23 protein-coding genes are annotated in these 22,312 nt (G+C 69.5%); 4 read left to right on the top strand and 19 right to left on the bottom strand.

The window, feature by feature from the left end; translation table 11 throughout:
• Positions 1-113 precede the first annotated feature (113 nt).
• The 10 genes from tatC to AB0D59_RS28285 all read right to left on the bottom strand — a co-directional run bounded on the left by tatC (position 114) and on the right by AB0D59_RS28285 (position 8,661).
• Positions 114-1,058, bottom strand: coding sequence for a twin-arginine translocase subunit TatC (gene tatC, locus AB0D59_RS28240; protein WP_362570952.1), 945 nt, complete (start codon positions 1,056-1,058; stop codon positions 114-116).
• A 47-nt stretch (positions 1,059-1,105) separates the two neighbouring features.
• The gene (tatA, locus tag AB0D59_RS28245; protein ID WP_362570955.1) at positions 1,106-1,393 is read right to left on the bottom strand and encodes a Sec-independent protein translocase subunit TatA; all 288 of its coding nucleotides are present in this window, start codon (positions 1,391-1,393) and stop codon (positions 1,106-1,108) included.
• Positions 1,394-1,653: 260 nt separating this feature from the next.
• Positions 1,654-1,848, bottom strand: coding sequence for a hypothetical protein (locus AB0D59_RS28250; RefSeq protein ID WP_362570958.1), 195 nt, complete (start codon positions 1,846-1,848; stop codon positions 1,654-1,656).
• A 10-nt stretch (positions 1,849-1,858) separates the two neighbouring features.
• Entirely contained in the window at positions 1,859-2,161 is a 303-nt protein-coding gene (locus AB0D59_RS28255) for a hypothetical protein (protein WP_362570961.1), read from the bottom strand.
• 126 nt (positions 2,162-2,287) lie between these two features.
• Complete coding sequence (locus AB0D59_RS28260; RefSeq protein WP_362570963.1) at positions 2,288-3,298, bottom strand: WYL domain-containing protein; 1,011 nt, start codon at positions 3,296-3,298, stop codon at positions 2,288-2,290.
• A gap of 19 nt (positions 3,299-3,317) precedes the next feature.
• Entirely contained in the window at positions 3,318-4,271 is a 954-nt protein-coding gene (locus tag AB0D59_RS28265) for a WYL domain-containing protein (protein ID WP_362570966.1), read from the bottom strand.
• A gap of 207 nt (positions 4,272-4,478) precedes the next feature.
• Positions 4,479-4,850 carry an FKBP-type peptidyl-prolyl cis-trans isomerase gene (locus AB0D59_RS28270; protein WP_362570969.1) on the bottom strand — a complete coding sequence of 124 codons (372 nt, stop codon included), beginning with the start codon at positions 4,848-4,850 and terminating at the stop codon, positions 4,479-4,481.
• Between the two features lie 74 nt (positions 4,851-4,924).
• On the bottom strand, positions 4,925-5,926 hold the full coding sequence (locus AB0D59_RS28275) for an FKBP-type peptidyl-prolyl cis-trans isomerase (RefSeq protein ID WP_362570971.1): 1,002 nt from the start codon (positions 5,924-5,926) through the stop codon (positions 4,925-4,927).
• A 104-nt stretch (positions 5,927-6,030) separates the two neighbouring features.
• Complete coding sequence (pafA, locus tag AB0D59_RS28280; RefSeq protein ID WP_007499792.1) at positions 6,031-7,392, bottom strand: Pup--protein ligase; 1,362 nt, start codon at positions 7,390-7,392, stop codon at positions 6,031-6,033.
• Between the two features lie 9 nt (positions 7,393-7,401).
• Entirely contained in the window at positions 7,402-8,661 is a 1,260-nt protein-coding gene (locus tag AB0D59_RS28285; protein ID WP_362570974.1) for an MFS transporter, read from the bottom strand.
• An 88-nt stretch (positions 8,662-8,749) separates the two neighbouring features.
• Between AB0D59_RS28285 and AB0D59_RS28290 the strand changes: the two genes are divergently transcribed.
• A complete protein-coding gene (locus AB0D59_RS28290; RefSeq protein WP_362570977.1) occupies positions 8,750-9,820 on the top strand; it encodes a LacI family DNA-binding transcriptional regulator in 1,071 nt (356 codons plus the stop codon).
• A gap of 69 nt (positions 9,821-9,889) precedes the next feature.
• Here the strand turns inward: AB0D59_RS28290 and prcA are convergent, their stop codons facing one another.
• The 6 genes from prcA to arc form a co-directional block, all read right to left on the bottom strand.
• A complete protein-coding gene (gene prcA / locus AB0D59_RS28295; RefSeq protein ID WP_362570979.1) occupies positions 9,890-10,648 on the bottom strand; it encodes a proteasome subunit alpha in 759 nt (252 codons plus the stop codon).
• A gap of 71 nt (positions 10,649-10,719) precedes the next feature.
• Positions 10,720-11,565: a proteasome subunit beta gene (prcB, locus tag AB0D59_RS28300; protein ID WP_362570982.1), complete on the bottom strand. Its 846-nt coding sequence runs from the start codon at positions 11,563-11,565 to the stop codon at positions 10,720-10,722.
• Positions 11,517-12,107: an endonuclease VII domain-containing protein gene (locus AB0D59_RS28305; RefSeq protein WP_362570984.1), complete on the bottom strand. Its 591-nt coding sequence runs from the start codon at positions 12,105-12,107 to the stop codon at positions 11,517-11,519. The genes prcB and AB0D59_RS28305 overlap by 49 nt, the downstream gene beginning before the upstream one ends.
• Before the next feature lie 36 nt (positions 12,108-12,143).
• The gene (locus tag AB0D59_RS28310) at positions 12,144-12,362 is read right to left on the bottom strand and encodes a ubiquitin-like protein Pup (protein ID WP_351700277.1); all 219 of its coding nucleotides are present in this window, start codon (positions 12,360-12,362) and stop codon (positions 12,144-12,146) included.
• Positions 12,363-12,557: 195 nt separating this feature from the next.
• Positions 12,558-14,069, bottom strand: a complete 1,512-nt coding sequence (gene dop, locus AB0D59_RS28315) for a depupylase/deamidase Dop (RefSeq protein WP_362570987.1) — start codon at positions 14,067-14,069, stop codon at positions 12,558-12,560.
• A gap of 244 nt (positions 14,070-14,313) precedes the next feature.
• Positions 14,314-16,080, bottom strand: a complete 1,767-nt coding sequence (arc, locus tag AB0D59_RS28320; protein ID WP_362570990.1) for a proteasome ATPase — start codon at positions 16,078-16,080, stop codon at positions 14,314-14,316.
• Positions 16,081-16,615: 535 nt separating this feature from the next.
• On the opposite strand from arc, the gene AB0D59_RS28325 reads away from it, so the two are divergent.
• Positions 16,616-16,921 (top strand): ferredoxin, encoded by a 306-nt coding sequence (locus AB0D59_RS28325; protein ID WP_362570993.1) that lies wholly within the window; start codon positions 16,616-16,618, stop codon positions 16,919-16,921.
• 46 nt (positions 16,922-16,967) lie between these two features.
• Here AB0D59_RS28325 and AB0D59_RS28330 read toward each other — a convergent pair whose 3' ends face one another.
• From AB0D59_RS28330 to AB0D59_RS28340, 3 genes are all read right to left on the bottom strand, one after another.
• Entirely contained in the window at positions 16,968-17,549 is a 582-nt protein-coding gene (locus AB0D59_RS28330) for a hypothetical protein (protein ID WP_362570996.1), read from the bottom strand.
• 476 nt (positions 17,550-18,025) lie between these two features.
• Positions 18,026-18,928, bottom strand: coding sequence for a tRNA (adenine-N1)-methyltransferase (locus AB0D59_RS28335; RefSeq protein WP_351700261.1), 903 nt, complete (start codon positions 18,926-18,928; stop codon positions 18,026-18,028).
• A gap of 71 nt (positions 18,929-18,999) precedes the next feature.
• Positions 19,000-20,529 carry a site-2 protease family protein gene (locus AB0D59_RS28340; RefSeq protein WP_362570999.1) on the bottom strand — a complete coding sequence of 510 codons (1,530 nt, stop codon included), beginning with the start codon at positions 20,527-20,529 and terminating at the stop codon, positions 19,000-19,002.
• Positions 20,530-20,669: 140 nt separating this feature from the next.
• Between AB0D59_RS28340 and AB0D59_RS28345 the strand changes: the two genes are divergently transcribed.
• Together AB0D59_RS28345 and AB0D59_RS28350 are read left to right on the top strand one after the other, a co-directional pair.
• The gene (locus tag AB0D59_RS28345) at positions 20,670-21,611 is read left to right on the top strand and encodes a RecB family exonuclease (protein ID WP_362571002.1); all 942 of its coding nucleotides are present in this window, start codon (positions 20,670-20,672) and stop codon (positions 21,609-21,611) included.
• 15 nt (positions 21,612-21,626) lie between these two features.
• Positions 21,627-22,298, top strand: a complete 672-nt coding sequence (locus AB0D59_RS28350; RefSeq protein WP_020939010.1) for a response regulator transcription factor — start codon at positions 21,627-21,629, stop codon at positions 22,296-22,298.
• Positions 22,299-22,312: the final 14 nt, after the last annotated feature.

Below are 22,312 nucleotides of genomic sequence, written 5' to 3' on the forward strand. Positions count from 1 at the left end.
TCAATCCCCCGCAGTCCGACCCGCGTCACCGGAACACGCCCCCCACGCCAACACGGGGCCCGCCCCGCGCCGCGCCCCCCCCCCCCACCTCTCGATGGCCGGTACGGACCCGGTCAGGTCACGTCGTCGTAGCCGTTGACCCGCTCCGGGGTCTCGGGCAGTGCGCGGCTGGCGGAGACGGTCTCGATCTCGCCGATGTCGTCGGGCGTGAGGTCGAGGTCGGAGGCCTCGTCGTCGCCGGGGCCCTCGGCCTCGCGGCGGCGCCTGCGCCGGTCGTTGACCAGCGAGAAGAGGACCGCGCCGAAGTACAGCACCCAGATCGGCCCGGCGAGCGCCAGCATCGAGAGCGGGTCGGTGCTCGGGGTGGCGACGGCCGCGAAGACCGTGATCCCGAGGATCATCGCCCGCCACCAGCCGAGCATCCGCCGACCGGTGACGATTCCGGTGAGGTTGAGCATGACCAGCAGCAGCGGCAGCTCGAAGGAGAGCCCGAAGACGATCACCATGCGGGTGACCAGCTGGAGCAGGTCGTCCAGCGGCAGCAGGTTGCTCACGCTGTGCGGGGTGAACTGGAGGAGCACCTTCGCGGTGGTCGGCAGGACCTTGTACGCGAAGAACGCGCCGCCGAAGAAGAGCGGGACGCCGGTGGCGACGAACGCGTAGGCGTACTTCTTCTCGTTCCGGTGCAGACCGGGCGCGACGAAGGCCCACAACTGGTACAGCCAGACCGGAGAGGCGAACACCACACCCGCCATCAGCGAGACCTGGAGGGCCAGCGTGAAGGGCGCGAGCAGACCGTTGATCGTGATCTGCGCGCAGGGATGCGAGTCGGACTTGGCCCTGGCCAGTTCCCCGAAGGCCTGCTCACAGCCGACCGAGTCGAGGACCGGCTTGGTGAGGAAGTTGATGATGTCGTTGTAGAAGAAGGCGGCGACCACCGTCACGACGACGATGGCCAGCATGGCCTTCGCGAGCCGGTTGCGGAGCTCGCGAAGGTGATCCCCGAGAGGCATCCGCCCCTCGGGATCCTTCTCCTGTTTGCGGGCAGACTTGGGCAACCCACGTCCTCATCTCGTGCGGCAGGCCGGGGGTCACCGGCCTTGCGTCAGCGCTGGGTGGTGTCCGACGGCTCGTTGACCGGGCGGGAGCTGGTCACGTCGCCGGGGGCCGCCTGGATGGTGCGCTGGGCCTGGGCCTGCTCGCCGGAGGCGGGCGCCTGGGCGGAGGAGGTGGTGTTACCGCCGTCTTCCTTCATCGCCTTGGCCTCGCTCTTGAGGATGCGCGCGGACTTGCCGAGCGAGCGAGCCATGTCCGGAAGCTTCTTCGCGCCGAACAGCAGGATGACGACGACAAGGATGAGAATGATCTCGGGAGCTCCGAGCCTTCCGAACATAAGTCTTTACCTTCTCACCGAGGCGGCTGGGTGGGGTGCTGTCCGATCAGCCGGACATGTGTCCGAGTAATCGTGCTCACAGCGATCGTAACGCTCAGGGGTAAACGTCAGGCAATCCCCATGCGTACGCCCGGTCCACGGTACGGGCCTCGTTCTCCGCGCCGCGAGCAGCAGCGTACCCGCCGCGGTGGGCGCCGTGACAGGGCGAAGTGACGCAAAGCGCTTATGGCGCAGTACTCACATCGGTTCCACAGCGGGTCTCAGAGGGTGTCCACAGTCCGCGCGGCGCTCGCCGCCGCCCGCTCCAGGTCCTCGGCGGCCCGGTTGATGCGCCGCGCCGAGTCCGCGACCTGCGCTCCCAGCAGCCGCGCCGCCAGGAAGACCCGGACGGCGAGCACGCCGAGCACGGCGAGACCCACGAAACCCACAGCTACCGCGAACATCGGCCAGAACATGCGGGTGAGCCTAGACGGTGGGGTGCAGCCGCAGGGTCCTGACCCCGCCGCCGGTGAGCAGCTCGATGATCCGCTCGCCCGCGGGCTTGCGGACCAGGACGCCGCAGTCGGGGCAGGTGAAGGAGTAGAACGTGGTCTTGCTGGTGGCTCCGATGGCCAGGCGCAGGGCGCTCGCGGTGAGCTCGAAACTGCCCCGGCAGTCCGGGCAGCCGGCCTTGAACACCACGGGGACCACTCTTCTCATCCCGGCGAACGCGGCCGCGACCGTCACGTCCCTCGCGCCTGCGACACCGGAACCCGAAGACTCGTTCAAATCCCTCGCCCCTCCTGCTCGGTCGTTCGCCTCCGGAGCACCTCAGCCGGTGCCGAGGGGGTGACCGTGGTCAACCCCGCGGGCCTCCGCGCGGTCACGCCCTCGGCATCGGCGCGCCCCTCCGGGTCACTCATGCCCTTCCTCATCGCCGTGCCCAGCGTGGTCGTACGCCGCCAGGGCCTCGCGGGCCGCCCGGCGGGCGCTGTCGGCCAGCTCGGGCGGTGACACGATCCGGCCGTCGCCGCCGAGCCTGAGTGCCAGCCGGCGCAGGGAGGTCGGATCGGGGGTGCGCAGAGTAATACGCAGCCCGCCGTCGGGAAGCTCGTCCGCGCTGTCGTGCGGGTAGTACTCGGCGACCCAGCGGCCGGCCGGGCCGACCTCGACGACCACCTCGGGGTCCTCGGCGGCCGGCTGCACCAGGGCCTCGGACAGGTCCCGAAGCTCGATCTCGGGGGGCGCGGACGGCTCGTCGAGGATCTTGATCTCGGCGACGCGGTCGAGGCGGAAGGTGCGCCGGGCCTCGGAGCGGCGGCACCAGGCCTCCACATAGGTGTGCCCGACGCTGACCAGGCGGATGGGGTCGATCTCACGCTCGGTGACCTCGTCGCGGGCCGGTGAGTAGTAGCGGATCCACAGCCGGCGGCGCTCGGAGATCGCCCGGTCGACGTCGGCGAAGACCCCGCCCTCGGACTCGAAGGTCACCGACAGCCGGGCGCTGGCGCCGGCCGCCTCGCCGGCCGCGGTCTCCACCTTGGCGGTGGCCCGCAGCAGCGCCTGCCGGTCACCCTCGCGCAGACCGGGCAGCGTGGACACGGCACGGGCGGCCACCAGCAGCGCGGTCGCCTCGTCGGCGGCCAGCCTCAGCGGCTCGGCGGCCTCCTCGCCGAGCGCGGCCGCGTTGTGCCACCAGATGCGCTCGCCGTCGGTGTCGATGTCCAGCAGGTCGCCGCCCCGGAAGCTGGTGCCGCACATGGGCAGCACATCCAGGTCGGAGACCAGCTCGTCCTCGGTGATGCCGAAGGCCCGGGCCACGTCCGCGATGCGGGCGCCGGGGCGCTCGCGCAGATAGGTCACCAGGGAGAGCATCCGCCGGGTCTGGTCGATGGCGCTCACGGGCCTGACCGGTTTGCCTGCCACTGTCTTGCTCCGCTCCCCCTCAGCCCTTGGCCACGGCACGCAGCCGGTCCACCACGTCCGCGCGCAGCTCGGCCGGCTCCAGGACCACCACGTCCGGTCCGAACTCCACCAGCCAGGCGTCCAGACCGTGCCCGTACGGAATCTCCAACTCGTCCCAGCCGTCGCCGAGTTCCCGCACCGTCGTGGCCTTCGCCCGAAGCGGGTAGCCGGCGCCCGAGCGCAGCCGGATCAGCGCCGAACGGTCGGCGATCTCACCGGCCCAGCTCGCGACGGTCTCCCGGACGGTGACCACGTCCGGGACGGGCTCGGTGAAACGGGTGCCCCGGGAGCGCACCCGGCCGGTGATCCGGGACAGCCGGAACACCCGCTCGGCGCCCCGGTCCCGGTCCCAGCCCGCCAGGTACCAGTGGCCGCGCCAGCATTCCAGGGCCCACGGCTCCACGTGCCGGGGCTCGGGGCGGGCGGCGGTGGCCTTGCGGTAGTCGAAGAGGACCGGGCGGCGGTCACGGCAAGCCAGCATCAGCGGTTCGAAGGCGGCCTCGTGCACCGGGATGCGCGGCTCCAGGGCGCTGTGCGCCTCGTACGGGTCGACGTCCTCGGGCAGCCCGGCGGCGCGCAGCTTCTGCAGGGCGCCGCTGGCCGCGCCGGCCAGCCGGGCCTGCTGCCAGACCTTGGCGGCCAGCCCCAGGGCTGCGGCCTCCTCGGCGTCCAGCGTGATCGGGGGCAGGCGGTTGCTGTCGCGGCGGGCCAGATAGCCGACCTCGCCGTCCAGGTTCTCGACGGTCTCGATCACCAGTCCGAGCTCGCGCAGATCGTCCTTGTCTCGCTCGAACATCCGGTTGAAGGAGTCGTCGTTCCCCGCCTCGAGGTAGGCCTCGATGGATTCCCGCAGCTCGCGCTTGCTGAGCGGCCGCCGCGTTCCCAGCAGACACAGCGCCAGGTTCATCAGCCGCTCGGCCTTGGCAATGGCCATCGACGCCCTTCGCCTTCCCTATGGTGCTTCTGACCGATGACCGTACCGCTCCGGAGTGTCACGGCAAAAGCCAGGACAAACAACGAGGACCGAAACGGACAGGACACGACAAACAACGAGGGCCCGCGCATACGGCACGGGCCCTCGTCCAGCTGGTTTCCGACCAGGGGCGATCAGCGCCGCAACGGCGCCGACCGGGCACGGGGCTCAGACCCCGAGCAGGTCCACGACGAAGATCAGCGTCTCACCGGGCTGGATCAACGGGCTCGGGCTCTGGTTGCCGTAGGCGAGGTGGGCGGGGATGGTCAGCTGGCGACGGCCGCCGACCTTCATGCCCTCCACGCCCTGGTCCCAGCCCTTGATGACCCGGCCCCCGCCCAGCGGGAAGCGGAAGGGCGTGCCCCGGTTCCAGCTGGCGTCGAACTCCTCGCCCGTGCTGAACGCGACACCCACGTAGTGCACGGTGACGGTGTGGCCGGCCTTGGCCACCTCGCCGTCGCCCTCCCAGATTTCCTTGATCTCCAGGTCGGCCGGGGGCTCGCCGCCCGGGAAGTCGATCTCGGGCTTGTCGATGCTCACGTCTTACGCTCCTGCTTGTGTACGACACGGAACCCGGACAGTCTTTCATCCCCGCCCGGCTCCCGCCCGCGCGACTACATCGCCGCCAGGATGTCCACCGAGAACACCAGCGTCGAACCCTTCTTCACCACACCACCGCTCGGCGGGTTGTTCCCGTAGGCCAGATCCGGCGGTACGACGAGCAGCAGCCGGCTGCCCACCTTCTTCCCGGTGATGCCCTGCGCCAGCCCCTTGACGACCTCCTGCATCTGCGCGAGCGCGAACTGGGCCAGCCGTCCGCTGTCGTACGTCTGCTCGAAGACCTTGCCGCTGTCCCAGACCTCGCCCTTGAACTGGCACAGGACCGTCTGCGACGACGTAACCTCCGCGCCGTCGCCCTCCAGGACGTAGTTCGACACCAGCTTCTTCGGCGGGGCGGCCTTGGGAATGTCGATCGACGGAGCCTTGCCGTCGGTGTTGGTGCCGACCTTGGGCAGCGCGGAGTCGCTCTGCGCGACCGCCTTGCCGGTGCTGGAGCTCTTGGAGTTGAACGAGTTCAGCACATCCACCACGAACACCAGCGTGTCGGTACCCTTGATACCCGCCTGCGAGTTGCCCGCCGTGCCGTAACCCCAGGTCGGAGGCACCGCCATCAGCACCCGGCTGCCGACCTTCTTCCCGGCCAGCGCGTACCGCCAGCCGTCGATGATGCTGCCCTGGGCGAGCTGCATGAGCAGCGGCGTGCGGTCGTACGACTGGTCGAAGACCTTCGCCGTGGACCAGATCTGCCCGAGGTAGTCGGCCTGGATGAAGTCGTTCTCCGCGACCGCCTTGCCGCCGCCCGCGATCACCGTCTTGACCGCGAGGTCCTTCGACGGATCCCCGGAACCCTTGGCCACCGTCGGCTTCTCGTCGAACTTCGTCCCCGCCGTGATCGCCGGCAGCGGCCCCTCCACGATCTTCGGCGGCGGCACCGAGGAGGCGGAACCGGACGGCGCCGCACTGGCCTTGCTGGAAGCGGACTTGTCGTCACCGCACGCGGCAAGCGTGACCAGTCCTGCGGGTACGGCGGCAAGGAGAAGAGAGCGTCGGCGCACGGAAACAGCCTCATAATCGATCGATCTTGCGGATGCGTGCGCGCAACTCTACGACGTGGCACAGGCGCCGTACGGTAAACGTACGGCGCCCGTGTGGCGTTCGCTCACATACCGGCGATGAGCTTCTCCACCCGGTCGTCGACCGAACGGAACGGGTCCTTGCACAACACCGTCCGCTGTGCCTGGTCATTGAGCTTCAGATGCACCCAGTCGACCGTGAAGTCCCGGCGCTGCTCCTGAGCCCGCCGGATGAAGTCACCGCGCAGGCGCGCCCGAGTCGTCTGCGGCGGTACCGACTTGCCCTCGAAGATCTTCAAGTCATTGCAGATCCGCGCGGCTTGCCCCTTCCTCTCCAGCAGGTAATACAGACCCCGACGACGGTGAATGTCGTGATAAGCGAGGTCTATCTGCGCCACCCGCGGATGAGACATGGTCATGTTGTGCTTGGCCCGGTACCGCTCGATGAGCTGGTACTTCATCACCCAGTCGATCTCGGTGCCGATCCGGTCCAGGTCCTCGGCCTCGATCGCGTCCAGGGTCCGGCCCCACAGCTCCAGCACCTGCTCGACCGTGCCGGTGCGGATACCGCGCCGCTCGCAGAAGTCCACGGCCTTCTCGTAGTACTCCCGCTGCACCTCCAGGGCGGAGGCCTCACGGCCACTGGCCAGGCGCACCTTGCGCCGGCCCGTGATGTCATGGCTGACCTCGCGGATCGCCCGGATCGGGTTCTCCAGGGTCAGGTCCCGCATCACCGTGCCCGCCTCGATCATGCGCAGCACCAGGTCGGTGGCACCGACCTTGAGCAGCATGGTCGTCTCGGACATGTTCGAGTCGCCGACGATGACATGGAGCCGGCGGTAGCGCTCGGCGTCCGCGTGCGGCTCGTCCCGGGTGTTGATGATCGGCCGGGAACGGGTCGTCGCCGAGGAGACGCCCTCCCAGATGTGCTCCGCGCGCTGGCTGACGCAGTACACCGCACCGCGCGGCGTCTGCAGCACCTTGCCGGCGCCGCACAGCAGCTGCCGGGTCACCAGGAACGGAATGAGGATGTCCGCGAGCCGGGAGAACTCCCCGTGCCGCGCCACCAGATAGTTCTCGTGGCAACCGTAGGAGTTGCCCGCCGAGTCCGTGTTGTTCTTGAAAAGGTAGACGTCGCCCGCGATTCCTTCCTCGTGCAGGCGTCGTTCGGCGTCCACCAACAGTCCTTCGAGAATGCGCTCGCCGGCCTTGTCGTGGGTGACCAGTTCGGTCACGTTGTCACATTCGGGTGTCGCGTATTCCGGATGTGAGCCCACGTCGAGATAGAGCCGGGCGCCGTTACGAAGAAAGACATTGCTGCTACGGCCCCATGACACGACACGGCGGAAGAGGTACCGCGCCACCTCGTCAGGCGACAGGCGGCGCTGTCCCCTGAACGTGCACGTGACGCCGTACTCGTTCTCCAGCCCGAAAATGCGGCGGTCCATGACTGAACATTACGCCCGATCCCCTGAGCTGAAACGGGGTTCGGCAGCACGATTTGGATCATTTTCCAATGAAGCCGCAACCACCGCGCCCCCACCGGGAGCTGCGAGGACCCGCCGCGTGACCACCAGGACCAGCAACGACACGCCCCCCGCCGCACCCGGCACAGCGAAGCCCCACAGCGCCCCGCCCGCCTCGACGACCGGGCCCGCCAGGCCCGTTCCCACCGAGGCGCCCACTGTGAACGTCGTCACAAGCCAGGAGAAAGCCTCGGTGACCGTCCCCCTCGGCGCATGCCGGTCCACCAGCACGAACGCACATGCGATCGCCGGCGCCAGGAACACCCCCGCCAGCACGGTGAGCAACACCATGGCCACCACACCCGGCATCACCATCAGCGGCAGATAACACACCGCCAGAAGCGCCACCAGCACCCGCAGTCGCACCGCCGGCTCCCCCCGCCAGAGCCGCGCGCCGTACACCGAGCCGCCTAGCAGCGCGCCCAGCCCCACCCCCGCCATCATCCAGCCGTACACCCCGTCACCGCCGTGCTCGTCCGCGTACGGCACCGACGCCACCGTGATGGAACCCAGCGCGATCCCGACGAACAGGAACGCGCCCAGCAGCGCCAGCAGCCCGGACGACCGCAGCGCACCCAGCCAGTGCGCCGCGCGCGGCGCCGAACGCCACGCGCGCGAGGGCGGCGAGACGACCACGGAAAGAGCCCCGAGCACGCCCACCGCGTTCACCACCAGCAGCGCCGCCTGCGCCGACCACAGCGACACGCACAACGTCACCAGCAACGGCCCCACCGTGAACATGACTTCCTGCGCCACCGCGTCCATCGCGTACGCCGTGTGCACCTGGCCTTCCTTGCCGAGCACACTCGGCCACAGCGCACGCAGACCACCCTCCAGGGGCGGCGTGAACAACCCCGCCGCGGCCACGCACGCGTAGGCGAGCGGCAGCGGATCGGTGCCGGCGAAGGCGAAACCGGCCATGGCGAGAGCCGACGCCACAGCCGCGGGCAACTGGACCCGCGGCTGGCCGTGCACGTCCACCAGTCGGCCCAGCACCGGCTGGCCCACCGCGTTGGCGACGCCGTACACGGCCGCGAGCCCCCCCGCCAGGCTGTACGTACCGCCCTCCGCGCGCACGAACAGCACGATCGCGATCGCGGCCGTGGCGTTCGGCAGCCGGCCCACCAAGGTGCCCGTCAGCAGGCGGACCGCGTGCCTCGCCCTGAGGATCTCCAGGTATCCCGCGGCCATGATCCGCCTCCAAGTTTTACGTATAACCTCGGCTCCCATACGTACCATGTGCGCAGTTCACACGTCCAGACGAAGGAGCCCACTCCCGGTGGCACGCAGCAGCACGCGCCCGACGAGCCGCGACGTCGCCCAGGCCGCCGGCGTCTCCCAGGCAGCCGTGTCACTCGTACTCGGCGACAAATGGCGCGGCCGCGTCTCCGAGGCCACCGCCGAACGCGTCCGGGAAGCCGCCCGCGACCTCGGCTACCGCCCCAACCTCGCCGCCCGCAACCTCCGCCTCGGCCACACCCGCACCGTGCTCCTGGTCGTCCCCGCGCTCACCACCGAGTTCTTCGCCGGCGTCTACACCGGCGCCGCCCGCGTGGCCGCCGACCACGGCTTCGGCGTCGTCCTCTACCCCTCCCCCGAAGGCATCGGTCCCGCCCGCCCGTCGCCCACCACCACCCTCAAAGGAAGGCCCTTGCGGGCCGCCCCCATTCGCGACCCCTTCGCCTCCGCCCAGGCCGCCCTCGACGGCGTCATCGCCTCCTCCATGGCCGCCGACGCCCTCACCACCATCCGCGGCGACCAGCTCCCCCTGGTGATGCTCGACAGCGACCCCGACGGCAGCCTCGGAGCCGCCACGGTCAACCTGGACATCGCCGACGGCGTACGCCAGGTCGCCGACCACCTGCTGGGCCTCGGCCACCGCCGCTTCCTCCACCTGGCCGCCGACGTCGCCTCCTGGACCTTCGAGGTACGCGCCCGCGAGCTGGCCGCACGCACCGCCGAGGTACCCGGCACCTCGGTCCGCACCGTCCACGCCCCGATCTCCATCGAAGGCGCCCACACGGCCACCGAAGCCGCCCTCGCCGCACCCGGCCCCCACCCCACCGCCCTCGTCTGCGACGACGACAAGCTCGCCGCCGGCGCCTACAAGGCCCTGCGCCGCCACGGCCTGCGCATCCCCGACGACATCTCCGTCACCGGCCTCGACGACCTCGCCCTCGCCACCGCCATCGACCCCGAACTCACGACCGTACGACTGGACGCCGAACTCTTCGGCGAACGCGGCATGCACGCCCTCCTGGCCGTCCTGGAAGGCCGCGCACCAGAAGGCCCGGACATCCCCGTCGAGCTGGTCGTACGAGGCTCCACAGCGCCCCCACCGAAGCCCTAGCCGCGCAGACACCCGCGCCCCGCCCGGACGACTCGCCGGGCGGGGCGCACAGAGCGGGTGGCAGCGGGGCTACTCGACGTCTCCGCCGGACTCCTCCGCCTCGTCGGTGGCCGCAGCCGTGGCCGCGCCCTCCGACTCCAGCAACCGGGACAGCTGCGGGCCGCCGATACGCCGGAACTTGCGCTTCTGCGGACGCGTACGGTCCAGCAGCGCAACTTCCAGCCGCTCCGACGGAATCTCCCGCTGCGTGCCGTTCGACTCCCGCGACAGAGCCGTCACAGCCAGCTTCAGCGCCTCCGCGAGAGTCATACCGTCCCGGTGCTCCCGGTCCAGATAACTGCTGATCTGCTCCGCATTGCCACCGACCGCGACCGAACCGTGCTCGTCGACGATCGAACCGTCGTGCGGCAGCCGATAGATCTGATCGCCCTCCGGGGTCTCCCCGACCTCCGCGACCACCAACTCCACCTCGTACGGCTTCTCGGCCGCACTGGAGAAGATCGTGCCCAGCGTCTGCGCGTAGACGTTGGCAAGACCACGCGCCGTCACATCGTCACGGTCATAGGTGTAACCCCGCAGGTCGGCGTAGCGCACACCACCGATCCGCAGATTCTCGTACTCGTTGTACTTCCCGGCGGCCGCGAACCCGATCCGGTCATAGATCTCGCTGAACTTGTGCAGCGCACGGGACGGGTTCTCACCGACGAACACGATGCCGTCGGCGTACTGGAGCACCACCAGACTCCGACCGCGCGCGATGCCCTTCCGGGCGTACTCCGCACGGTCCGCCATGGCCTGCTGAGGTGAGACATAGAACGGCGTCGACACCGGTATCCGTCCCCTTCCTTAGGGTTCCGTCGAAGTCACTGGGATCACCTTCACAACAAGCGCCGGGCGCCTCAGAGCAGCGCCGCGCGCGGGCCGTCCGGCTGCTCCAGACGGCGCGCCAGCACCGCACGGGCGAGCCCGGAGGCCTCGTCGTCGGTGAGCCGGCGGAACCCGTCCTCGGTGATCACGGTGATGATCGGGTAGATCCGGCGGGCGACATCGGGACCACCGGTCGCCGAATCGTCGTCGGCCGCGTCGTACAGAGCCTGCACCACCAGTGTGGTCGCCTGCTCCTCGCTCAGGTCGTCACGGAACAGCTTCTTCATGGCCCCGCGCGCGAAGACCGAGCCGGAGCCCGTCGCGGAGAAGTTGTGCTCCTCGGAACGGCCGCCGGTGACGTCGTACGAGAAGATCCGCCCCCTGCCCCGGTCCACGTCGAACCCGGCGAACAGCGGCACGACCGCCAGACCCTGCATGGCCATGCCGAGATTGGAACGGATCATCGTCGACAGCCGGTTCGCCTTGCCCTCCAGCGACAGCTGCGCACCCTCGACCTTCTCGAAGTGCTCCAGCTCCAGCTGGAAGAGCTTGACCATCTCCACGGCGAGGCCGGCGGTGCCGGCGATGCCGACCGCCGAGTACTCGTCGGCCGGGAACACCTTCTCGATGTCGCGCTGGGCGATCACGTTCCCCATCGTGGCCCGGCGGTCACCGGCGAGCACCACACCCCCGGGGAAGGTCACCGCCACGATCGTCGTACCGTGCGGCGCCTCGATCACCCCCTGCGTGGGCGGCAACTGCCGCTTGCCGGGCAGCAACTCCGGCTGGTGGTCACCGAGAAAGTCCATGAACGAAGAGGACCCAGGCGTCAGGAAGGCAGCTGGTAGACGCCCGGTGCTACGAGTGTTGGCTTCCACGCGTTTCCTTCCAGATAAGCAGCGGCTCGGCGAGCGGCGTCGGGCTTGTCCCTCAATTTACCGATGGCCGAATTGCAGTTGAAGCACAGTACGCCTCGGACCCTACCCGTCTTGTGGCAGTGATCCACATGAACGGGCGGGGCATCGAGGCAGATCGCGCAGAGTCCGTACTGGGCGGCGATCAACGCATCACGCTCGGCTTCGGTGAGGTTGTAGTTACGCTTCAGGTGCCCGGCGCGCCCCTCGACTGCTCTGCACGCCTTGCAGCGGGTCGAGAGCCCGTCCGAGGCCGTCACGTTGCGATGCCAGTCACTCCACGGCTTGACCTCGCCGCACTTCAGGCAGAGCTTGTGGCCTTCAGGGACATCGACCTTCGGCCGGACCTTTCGCCCAAGGCTCACCTGGCGTGCTCGGTGGTAGTCCGACGAACAGTCCCGGCAATGATGCTGGAGGCCGTCAAGGTTTGACCGCTTCCGCGCAAAGGCTGTGTGCGGCTTTTCTTCACCGCACCGCACACAGCGCTTCACGCCCTCTTCGTTCATCAACTTCGAGCCCCCCGCAAACCTTCGATTCGAAGGCTACTCGCCGCCTTTTTGAACGAATGATCGAACGAAATCCTCGGCGTTCTCCTCCAAGACGTCGTCGATTTCGTCCAGGACGGAGTCCACGTCGTCCGACAGCTTCTCGTGCCGTTCCTTGAGGTCCTCCGAAGCCTGCGCTTCCTGCGTCTGCTCCTCGGCCTCCTCGGTGGAACGTGTGGCCTTCTGCTGTCCGCCGCCGGTGTCCTTGGTTGCCATAACCCTCACCCCGCTCAGTTCGCGTTCGCCCGACATGGTCGACAGGTCGGCATTCCTGCCGATCGGTGGTGATCAGACCCTACAAGCCGGGTCCGACATCGGCCCCGCAGTTTCTCCAACGTACGGGGGCCACCTCGATGATTCCCGGACGGCGGGGTTTTGACCCCGGTCGCCGGGCACAGTCCGGGTGCCCGTTCAGCCGCCGGAGAGGACCCTGACCAGGTCTTCTGCGGTGCGGCAGCGGTCCAGGAGCTCCTTGACGTGATTTCGCGTTCCGCGTAGTGGTTCCAGGGTTGGGACGCGCTGAAGACTGTCCCGGCCCGGGAGGTCGAAGATGACCGAGTCCCAGCTGGCGGCGGCGACGTCGTCGGCGTACTGCTCCAGACAGCGGCCGCGGAAGTACGCGCGGGTGTCCTCCGGCGGGCTCGTACGGGCCCTGTCGACGTCGGCCTCGGCGAGCAGCCGCTTGATGCGCCCGCGGGCCGCGAGGCGGTTGTAGAGGCCTTTCTCGGCCCGTACGTCCGCGTACTGGAGGTCGAGGAGGTGGAGCTTGGCGGCGTCCCAGTCGAGGTCGTCGCGGCGCCGGTAGCCCTCCATGAGCTCCTTCTTGGCCACCCAGTCGAGTTCGCCGGAGAGACTCATGGGGTCGTTCTCCAGGCGGTTGAGGGTGTCCTCCCAGCGCTGCAGGACGTCCCGGGTCTGTTCGTCGGCGTCGGCGCCGTAGCGCTCCTCGACGTATTTGCGGGAGAGCTCGTAGTACTCCATCTGGAGCTGGACCGCGGTGAGTGTGCGGCCGCTGCGGAGCGTGACGAGGCGCTTGAGGCTGGGGTCGTGGGAGACCTGGTGAAGGGTCCGTACGGGCTGGTCGACGGCGAGGTCGACGGCGATGAAGCCGTCTTCGATCATCGAGAGGACCAGGGCCGTGGTCCCGAGCTTGAGGTAGGTCGAGATCTCCGACAGGTTCGCGTCGCCGATGATCACGTGCAGCCGGCGGTACTTCTCGGCGTCCGAGTGCGGCTCGTCGCGGGTGTTGATGATGGGGCGCTTGAGGGTCGTCTCCAGGCCGACCTCGACCTCGAAGTAGTCGGCGCGCTGGCTGAGCTGGAAGCCGTGCTCGTGGCCGTCCTGGCCGATGCCGACGCGGCCGGCGCCGGTGACGACCTGGCGGGAGACGAAGAAGGGGGTGAGGTGGCGCACGATGTCGGAGAAGGGGGTTTCCCGCTTCATCAGGTAGTTCTCGTGCGTGCCGTAGGAGGCGCCCTTGTTGTCGGTGTTGTTCTTGTAGAGGTGGATGGGCTGGGCGCCGGGGAGCTGGGCGGCTCGTTCGGCGGCCTCGGCCATGATGCGCTCGCCGGCCTTGTCCCAGAGGACGGCGTCGCGGGGGTTGGTGACCTCGGGGGAGCTGTACTCGGGGTGGGCGTGGTCGACGTAGAGGCGGGCGCCGTTGGTGAGGATGACGTTGGCGAGGCCGATGTCCTCGTCGGTGAGCTGGCTGGCGTCGGCGGCCTCGCGGGCGAGGTCGAATCCTCGGGCGTCCCGCAGCGGGTTCTCCTCCTCGAAGTCCCAGCGGGCGCGGCGGGCCCGGTGCATCGCCGCCGCGTAGGCGTTGACGATCTGGGATGAGGTGAGCATGGCATTGGCATTGGGGTGGCCGGGGACGGAGATCCCGTACTCCGTCTCGATGCCCATTACTCGCCGTACGGTCATGCGGCCCTCCTTGCCCGGCGGAGCCCTCGGTCGTGGGCTCCGCTCGCGTACCGCTGGCGCTCCGGTGCGTGTGCGGTGCCCGTCCCCGCACTGCGCGACTCGGCGGTAGGAAAGAGCCTAGAACGCCTTTGCGCTGGTGGGGAGATCATTTGCGTCATTGCCTTGCTCGCCTCGGTTCCGGTTTTGGCCGGAAAAACAGTCGGCTGCGGGTACCCGGTGGGGGCACCCGCAGCCGCCCTGTGTTTTACAGGTACTGCCCGGTGTTCGCCACCGTGTCGATGGAGCGCCCGGTGTCGGCGCCCTGCTTTCCGGTGATGAGGGTACGGATGTAGACGATCCGTTCGCCCTTCTTTCCGGAGATTCGGGCCCAGTCGTCGGGGTTGGTGGTGTTGGGCAGGTCCTCGTTCTCCTTGAACTCGTCCACGCAGGCCTGGAGGAGGTGGGAGACGCGGATGCCCTTCTGCTTGTTGTCGAGGAAGTCCTTGATGGCCATCTTCTTGGCGCGGCCCACGATGTTCTCGATCATGGCGCCGGAGTTGAAGTCCTTGAAGTAGAGGACTTCCTTGTCACCGTTGGCGTAGGTGACCTCCAGGAAGCGGTTCTCCTCGGATTCCGTGTACATGTGCTCGACGGCCGTCTGGATCATGCTCTCGACGGTGGTCGTCTTGCTGCCGCCGTGCTCGCCGAGGTCCTCGGGGTGCAGCGGGAGGCGTTCGGTGAGGTACTTGCCGAAGATGTCCTTGGCTGCCTCGGCGTCCGGGCGCTCGATCTTGATCTTCACATCGAGGCGGCCGGGGCGGAGGATCGCGGGGTCGATCATGTCCTCGCGGTTGGAGGCGCCGATGACGACCACGTTCTGCAGGCCTTCGACACCGTCGATCTCGGCGAGCAGCTGGGGGACGATGGTGTTCTCCACGTCCGAGCTGACGCCGGAGCCGCGGGTGCGGAAGAGGGACTCCATCTCGTCGAAGAAGACGATGACGGGGGTGCCCTCGCTGGCCTTCTCCCGGGCACGCTGGAAGACGAGGCGGATCTGCCGCTCGGTCTCGCCGACGTACTTGTTCAGGAGCTCCGGGCCCTTGATGTTGAGGAAGAAGCTCTTGCCGGCGGCCTGGCCGGTGACCTCGGCGACCTTCTTGGCGAGTGAGTTGGCGACGGCCTTGGCGATGAGGGTCTTGCCGCATCCGGGGGGTCCGTAGAGCAGGACGCCCTTGGGCGGGCGCAGTTCGTGCTCCTTGAACAGGTCCGGGTAGAGGTACGGCAGCTCGACCGCGTCGCGGATGGCCTCGATCTGGCCGCCGAGACCACCGATCTGCTCGTAGCCGATGTCGGGGACCTCTTCGAGGACGAGTTCCTCGACCTCGCTCTTGGGGACGATCTCGTAGACGTAGCCGGAGCGGGGTTCGAGCAGCAGGGCGTCGCCGGGGCGGATGTTCACGTCCAGCAGCGGCTCGGCGAGCCGCACCACCCGCTCCTCGTCGGTGTGCCCCAGCACCAGGGCGCGTTCGCCGTCCTCGAGGATCTCCTTGAGGGTGACGATGTCGCCGACGCGCTCGTACTTCATGGCCTCGACCACGTTGAGCGCTTCGTTGAGCATGACTTCCTGGCCGCGCCTGAGGTCGTCCAGGTCAACGCTTGGGCTGACGTTCACCCGCAGTTTGCGGCCGCCGGTGAAGATGTCGGCGGTGCCGTCCTCGTTGGCTTGCAGGAAGACACCGAAGCCGGCCGGCGGCTGTGCGAGTCGGTCGACTTCCTCCTTGAGGGCCACGATCTGGTCGCGGGCCTCGCGGAGTGTGTTCGCGAGTCGTTCGTTCTGGGCGGACACGCCGGCCAGGTTCGTCTGCAGCTCGACGATCCGCTCTTCGAGAATCCTCGTGTGTCGCGGAGAGTCGGCGAGCTTGCGTCGCAGGACGGCGATCTCCTGCTCAAGGTAGGCAATCTGCCCGGCGGGGTCGTCGGACCCTCGTCCCGGGCGGATGCCGCGGTTCATGTCGTCGTCGTGGGCTGCCACGGTCCTCACCTCCTCCAAGGGGAGCTGGACGCTTCCAGACCCTACCTGGGTGGGTGTCGATTGAAACCCCTAGATCACAAAGACTGTCAAGGTGTGTCGTCGGTCACCCATCGCTTCTCCCTCGTGCCCGGTGGATACCCACTCAACGCGATTCAGAAGCTGCGTGTTCCAGGCCGGGAGCGGTCAAAACCCTCCGTGACTGACCGGAGTTGTCCGCTCCGATGCCGGTTCAGGGGTTGTGCCCCGGTGAGGGCTCCCTTACACAGAGCAACCGGGCGGGTGGCGTGGGTGATCGCCGGCACGGGTTGCGGGTTGGCTCAAGTCGATCGATCCGGTGGCCGAGCGCCGTCGTCACGCGCGGCCGGGTGCGCCGTGTGCGCGGGTCGGAGGGGCCTCCGGGCGCGGGGGGTGCGCGGCGGAGGGCACGGCCGGGGCCGGTTCGGGCGGGGGTAGGGTCGAAGGAGTTCAACACCCGCCGGGGCGGGACCGGGTGACCGCCGGGTCCGGCTGTCCGGCGCTTTCGACGGCAGGAGAGATGACCGTGCAGCAGGAGACCCTGGCCGGCGCGGAGGCGCTTGAGGTCTGGATCGACCAGGATCTTTGCACAGGTGACGGGATCTGTGCCCAGTACGCCCCGGAGGTTTTCGAGCTGGACATCGACGGCCTGGCCTATGTGAAGGGCGTGGACGACGAACTGCTGCAGGCGAAGGGGGCGACGGTGCCGGTGCCGTTGCCGCTGCTGACGGATGTGGTGGATTCGGCGCGGGAGTGTCCGGGCGACTGCATTCACGTGCGCCGGGTCACGGACCGGGTCGAGGTGTACGGGCCGGACGCGGAGTGACTTTCCGGCCACCCCGCGTGGCCTGTGGGTCGTGCGGGTGCGGTGGTCAGACGCTGTGGGCGGCCGCGGGTGTGGAGCGGACGAACGTGTGGCCGTCCCAGCGCCAGGTGGCGCGGGTCTTCACGTCCGGGCAGCAACTGGGCACATTGTCCGAGGAATAGCCGAGCAGGGTCGCGGTGACCGTTCTGGCGGCGACGGTGAAGTCGGTGACCGTGAGCCGGTCCTTGGGGTCGACGAGGGTGGCGACGACGCGGGGGCGGGTGGCGTCGGCGGCCTGGGTGAGGACGTAGACGCCGTCGGGCGGGGTGCCCATGGCCGAGTCGCAGTGGACCACCGCCACGGTTTCCGGTCTGCCGTCGCCGTCGAGGTCGCCGGTGGCTTTCTTGACGACCACTTCCTTCACAGGGCCGCAGTCGAGGGGGAAGTCCACGCCGGTGACGCTGGGCGGCGCGGTGGCCGCGGGGGTGGGCTTCGTCTCGGTGCCGGCCGTGGGCTGGGCGGCCTTGGCCGCGCCCGGCTGGAAGAGGGATGACAGCGCGATGACGCCGGTCACAGCAGTGGCGGTGGCGAGCCAGTGCATGGGGCGGGGGTCGGTGTGAGCGAGCTCCGGGACCACGGATTGCTGCACTAGGAGTGTCTCCTGCGAGGCCTGTGCCGGTGGGGGATGGCCTGCATAGTGCCACACGTCACAGTGGGTGGGGAACGGCGGGGTGCGCTTCCGACGACGGCCGCCTCCCACGACAGCTTCCGTGACGACCGGGAGAGGCTTCCACCACAGCCGACGAGGCTTCCGTGGCGGACGGGCGAGCTTCCGTTCCGGCGGTGAGCCGCGGCGACGGCGGGGTGGGGGATGCCGCGACGGCGGGGGGACTGCCGTGACGGCGGGGTGGGCTTCCGCGCGACGGCAGGGCTGGTTTCCGCGAGGGCGGGGTGGGGTTCCGTGGCCGTGGGGTTGGCGGGGGCGGGCGTGGGGTTCCGTGGTCCTGCGCCGCGTCAGCGTGCTGTCGCGTCAACGCGTGAGCGCCGCTGCCGAGTTCCGGTCGGGTCGGGGGAACTCGGCAGCAGCGCTCGTACGTTGACGCTGCGACGCGATGACGGGACGGCTCAGCGGCCGGTGCCGCCGTCGGCGTTGGGGCCGTCGTAGTCCTCGCCGTAGGCGCCCTTGGCGGGGCGGCGGCGGCGCATGGGCGGCTCGACGCCGTCGGCGAGGCGGCGGGCGGTGAGCAGGAAGCCGGTGTGGCCGATCATCCGGTGGTCGGGGCGGACGGCCAGGCCTTCCACGTGCCAGTTGCGGATCATCGTCTCCCAGGAGGTCGGCTCGTTGAAGCAGCCGATCTCGCGGATGGACTCGACGGTCCGCGCGAGCTGGGTGGTGGTGGCGACGTAGCAGCACAGGATGCCGCCGGGCACGAGCGCCTTGGAGACAGCCTCGAGGCACTCCCAGGGCGCGAGCATGTCGAGGATGACACGGTCGACGTCGGTGTCCGACAGGTTGTCCTGGAGGTCGCCGACGGTGAGCTGCCACGCGGGGTGCGGACCGCCGAAGTAGCGTTCCACGTTCTGCTGGGCGATCTCGGCGAAGTCCTCGCGGCGCTCGTAGCTGTGCAGCATGCCCTGGTCGCCGATGGCGCGCAGCAGGAAGCTGCTGAGCGAGCCGGAGCCGACGCCGGCTTCGACGACGCGGGCGCCGGGGAAGATATCGGCGAAGGAGAGGATCTGCCCCGCGTCCTTGGGGTAGACGACGGCGGCCCCGCGGGGCATGGACAGGACGTAGTCGGGGAGCAGGGGGCGCAGCGCGAGGTAGGCGACGTTGCCGGTGGTGCGGACAACGCTGCCCTCGGGAGCGCCGATCAGTTCGTCGTGCGGGAAGGAGCCCTTGTGGGTGTGGAAGTTCTTCCCGGCTTCGAGCGTGAACGTGTAGTGGCGGCCCTTGGGGTCGGTCAGCTGAACCTGGTCCCCGACCTTGAAGGGCCCGCGCCTGCGGGCGGCACCGGTCGGTTCGGACATGTGAACAGCCTACCGGGGTTTGTGGAGGCCACCGACCACGGGGAACGCCCTCCGCCCGGGCGCAGCGGGGCTCAGCTGGGGCGGGCCATGGCCCGTACGAAGGCGCGCTCGACGTCGGCCGCCGACAGGACACCGTAGATCTCGCCGGTCTCCTCGACCACCAGGTACTCGGTGGCAGGGGTGGCGCGCAGCACGTCGAGGAGGTCCTCTCCCGCCAGTTCCGCGGAGACGCGCATGCCGTCGGTGAGGTCCTGGGCGAGGCCGCTGACGGCGACCCAGGGGCGGCGGTGCTCCGGTACGCCGACGATGGCGGCTTCGCGGACCAGGGAGAGGGGGTTGCCGTCGGCGTCGACGACGACCAGGGCGCGGGCCCCGGCGGCGTTGGCGCGGCGCAGGGCCTCGGAGAGGGGGGTCTCTGTCTCCACGGGCACGGCGCGGCGGGTGAGGGTGCGGGCGCGCAGCTCCGGGAGGTGTTCGCGCAGCCTGGCCATGCGCAGGCTGTTGCCGGCGCCGGTCCAGATGATCGCGGCGAGGACGGCGGCGAGCAGGCCGTCGGTGAGGGCGTCCATCCCGTTGGCGTCCTCGGTGCCGCCGCCGAAGGCGCCCGAGTAGTTGAGCAGCGGGAGGCCGATCAGGACGGCGACGGCGAGGGCGCGGCCGACCCAGGCGGCGGCGACGGTGCCGCTCATGGGCCTGCCGGTGATCTTCCAGACGACGGCGCGGAGCATCCGGCCGCCGTCGAGGGGCAGGCCGGGCAGGAGGTTGAAGATGGCCACGATGAGGTTGGAGACCATCAGGCCGGCCAGCAGGACGCCGGGGACCGTGCCGGGCTCGACGGGCTGCATGGCGAGGTAGAAGAGGCCGGAGAGGACGAGGGAGAGCAGGGGGCCGACGAAGGCCAGCACGAACTCCCGTCCGGGGGTCTCGGCCTCCTTCTCGATCTCGGAGACGCCGCCGAAGAACTGCAGCTGGATGCGGCGGACGGGGAGTTTGAAGCGGATCGCGGCGACCGTGTGGGCGAGTTCGTGGACCAGGACGGAGGCGTAGAAGGCGATGGCGAAGAAGAGGGAGACGAGGTAGCGGGCGGCGCCGAGTTCGGGCAGCACGCGGTCGAGCTGGCCGCCGAAGACCCAGGTGATCAGCGCGGCGACGATGAACCAGCTGGGGGCCACGTACACGGGTACGCCGAAGGGCCGCCCCATGAGCAGCCCGCCGCCTGGTTCCCTGGGCCGCCGCGGCGGCTGTCCCTTCGCGATACCGGAGTGCGCGTGAGCACGCTCGCCGGCCTCGTCGGCGCCGGTAGCACCGGTCTTGTCAGGGCCGGAGGCGCCGGGGGCGGCGGTTTCGTCGGTGGCGGAGGCAGGTGGTTCGGGAGGGGGCGCCTTCGGGTTCTTGTTCTCCGGGGTGGGCGTCTCGGCGGACGGTTCGGGCTCCGGCTCCGGTTTCCCGGTGTCGGCGGGTGTCCCGGCCCGTGGCGGAACCGTCGGGGCGTCGATGGGGTCCGGGCCTCCGTCGTTGGTCGGGGCCGTAGGACCTGCGGGCCGCTCGGTCGGTTCGGCGTCGTCCGACCGGGGCTGCCCGCTCCCGCCGCTCACGTCCACGGTGTCCCCTCGCTAGAAGCATCGTCTCCGGTCGATGGTATGCGGCCGTCGTGACGCGTTTCGCCCCGGCACCCCTTGTGTTGGCCGGGGCGTCGAGCGGGTTGGGTGACTGTCAGTGGCGGGCCGTATGGTCTGTGGTCATGGAGAGCAGCATCGAGGACGCCTCGCCGGCTCAGGACGCGGCCGTCACTCAGGGGGAAGGGCCGGTCACGGCGGCGCGGGCGACGGCGGCCCGACCGCCGGCCTCGCTGTCGCCGTCACGGGCCAGTGACTTCATGCAGTGTCCGTTGCTGTACCGGTTCCGGGTCATCGACCGGCTGCCGGAGAAGCCGAGCGAGGCGGCGACCCGGGGGACGCTGGTGCACGCGGTCCTGGAGCGGCTCTTCGACGCGCCCGCCGCGGAGCGGACGGCGCCGCGGGCCAAGTCGCTGGTTCCGGGGCAGTGGGACCGGCTGCGGGAGAGCAGGCCGGAGGTCGGTGAGCTGTTCACGGACGATCCCGAGGGGGAGCGGCTGGCCCGCTGGCTGGGTGAGGCGGAGCAGCTCGTCGAGCGCTGGTTCACGCTGGAGGATCCGTCGCGGCTGGAGCCGGTGGAGCGGGAGCTGTTCGTCGAGACGGAGCTGGAGTCGGGGCTGCGGCTGCGCGGGATCATCGACCGGGTCGACGTCGCGCCGACGGGTGAGGTGCGGATCGTCGACTACAAGACCGGCAAGGCGCCGCGGCCGGAGTACGCCGAGGGCGCGCTGTTCCAGATGAAGTTCTACGCCCTGGTGGTGTGGCGGCTGAAGAACGTGGTGCCGAGGCGGCTGCAGCTGGTCTATCTCGGCAGCGGTGACGTGCTGACGTACGACCCGGTGCTCGCCGATCTGGAGCGGGTGGAGCGCAAGCTGCTCGCCCTGTGGGAGTCGATCCGGCAGGCGACGGAGTCCGGGCAGTGGCGGCCGCGTCCGACGAAGCTGTGCGGCTGGTGCGACCACCAGGCGCACTGCCCTGAGTTCGGCGGTACTCCCCCGCCGTACCCGCTGCCGGTGAGGTCGGCCGAGTCCGGGGACCTTCCGCAGGGCAGAATGGGCGCGGACTAGCGAAGGAGACTCACCGTGGCCATCCGCGTCCTACTGGTCGACGACCAGCCACTGCTGCGAACCGGGTTCCGGATGATCCTGGAGGCCGAGCAGGACATCGCGGTCGTGGGCGAGGCCGGAGACGGCCTCCAGGCTCTCGACCAGGTGCGCGCCCTCCAGCCGGATGTGGTGCTGATGGACATCCGGATGCCGCGGATGGACGGCGTGGAGGCGACCCGGCAGATCACCGGTCCCGGCCGGGACGGCCCGGCGAAGGTGCTGGTGCTGACCACGTTCGATCTCGACGAGTACGTGGTGGAGGCGTTGCGCGCGGGCGCCAGCGGCTTCCTGCTGAAGGACGCCCCGGCCAACGAGCTGGTGCAGGCGATCCGGGTGGTGGCGGGCGGCGAGGCGATGCTGGCGCCGAGCATCACGCGCCGACTGCTGGACAAGTACGCCACGCATCTGCCGTCCGGCGAGGAGCCGGTGCCGGACACTCTGCACACGCTCACCGACCGTGAGGTGGAAGTACTGAAGCTGGTCGCGCGGGGGTTGTCGAACGCGGAGATCGCCGCCGATCTGTTCGTCAGCGAGACCACGGTCAAGACGCATGTGGGGCATGTGCTGACCAAGCTGGGGCTGCGGGACCGCGTGCAGGCGGCGGTGTACGCGTACGAGAGCGGTCTGGTGCGGCCCGGCGCGCAGTAGGCCGAGGAAACGGC

This window comes from Streptomyces sp. NPDC048417 (genome assembly GCF_040651615.1).
Taxonomy (GTDB): Bacteria; Actinomycetota; Actinomycetes; order Streptomycetales; family Streptomycetaceae; genus Streptomyces.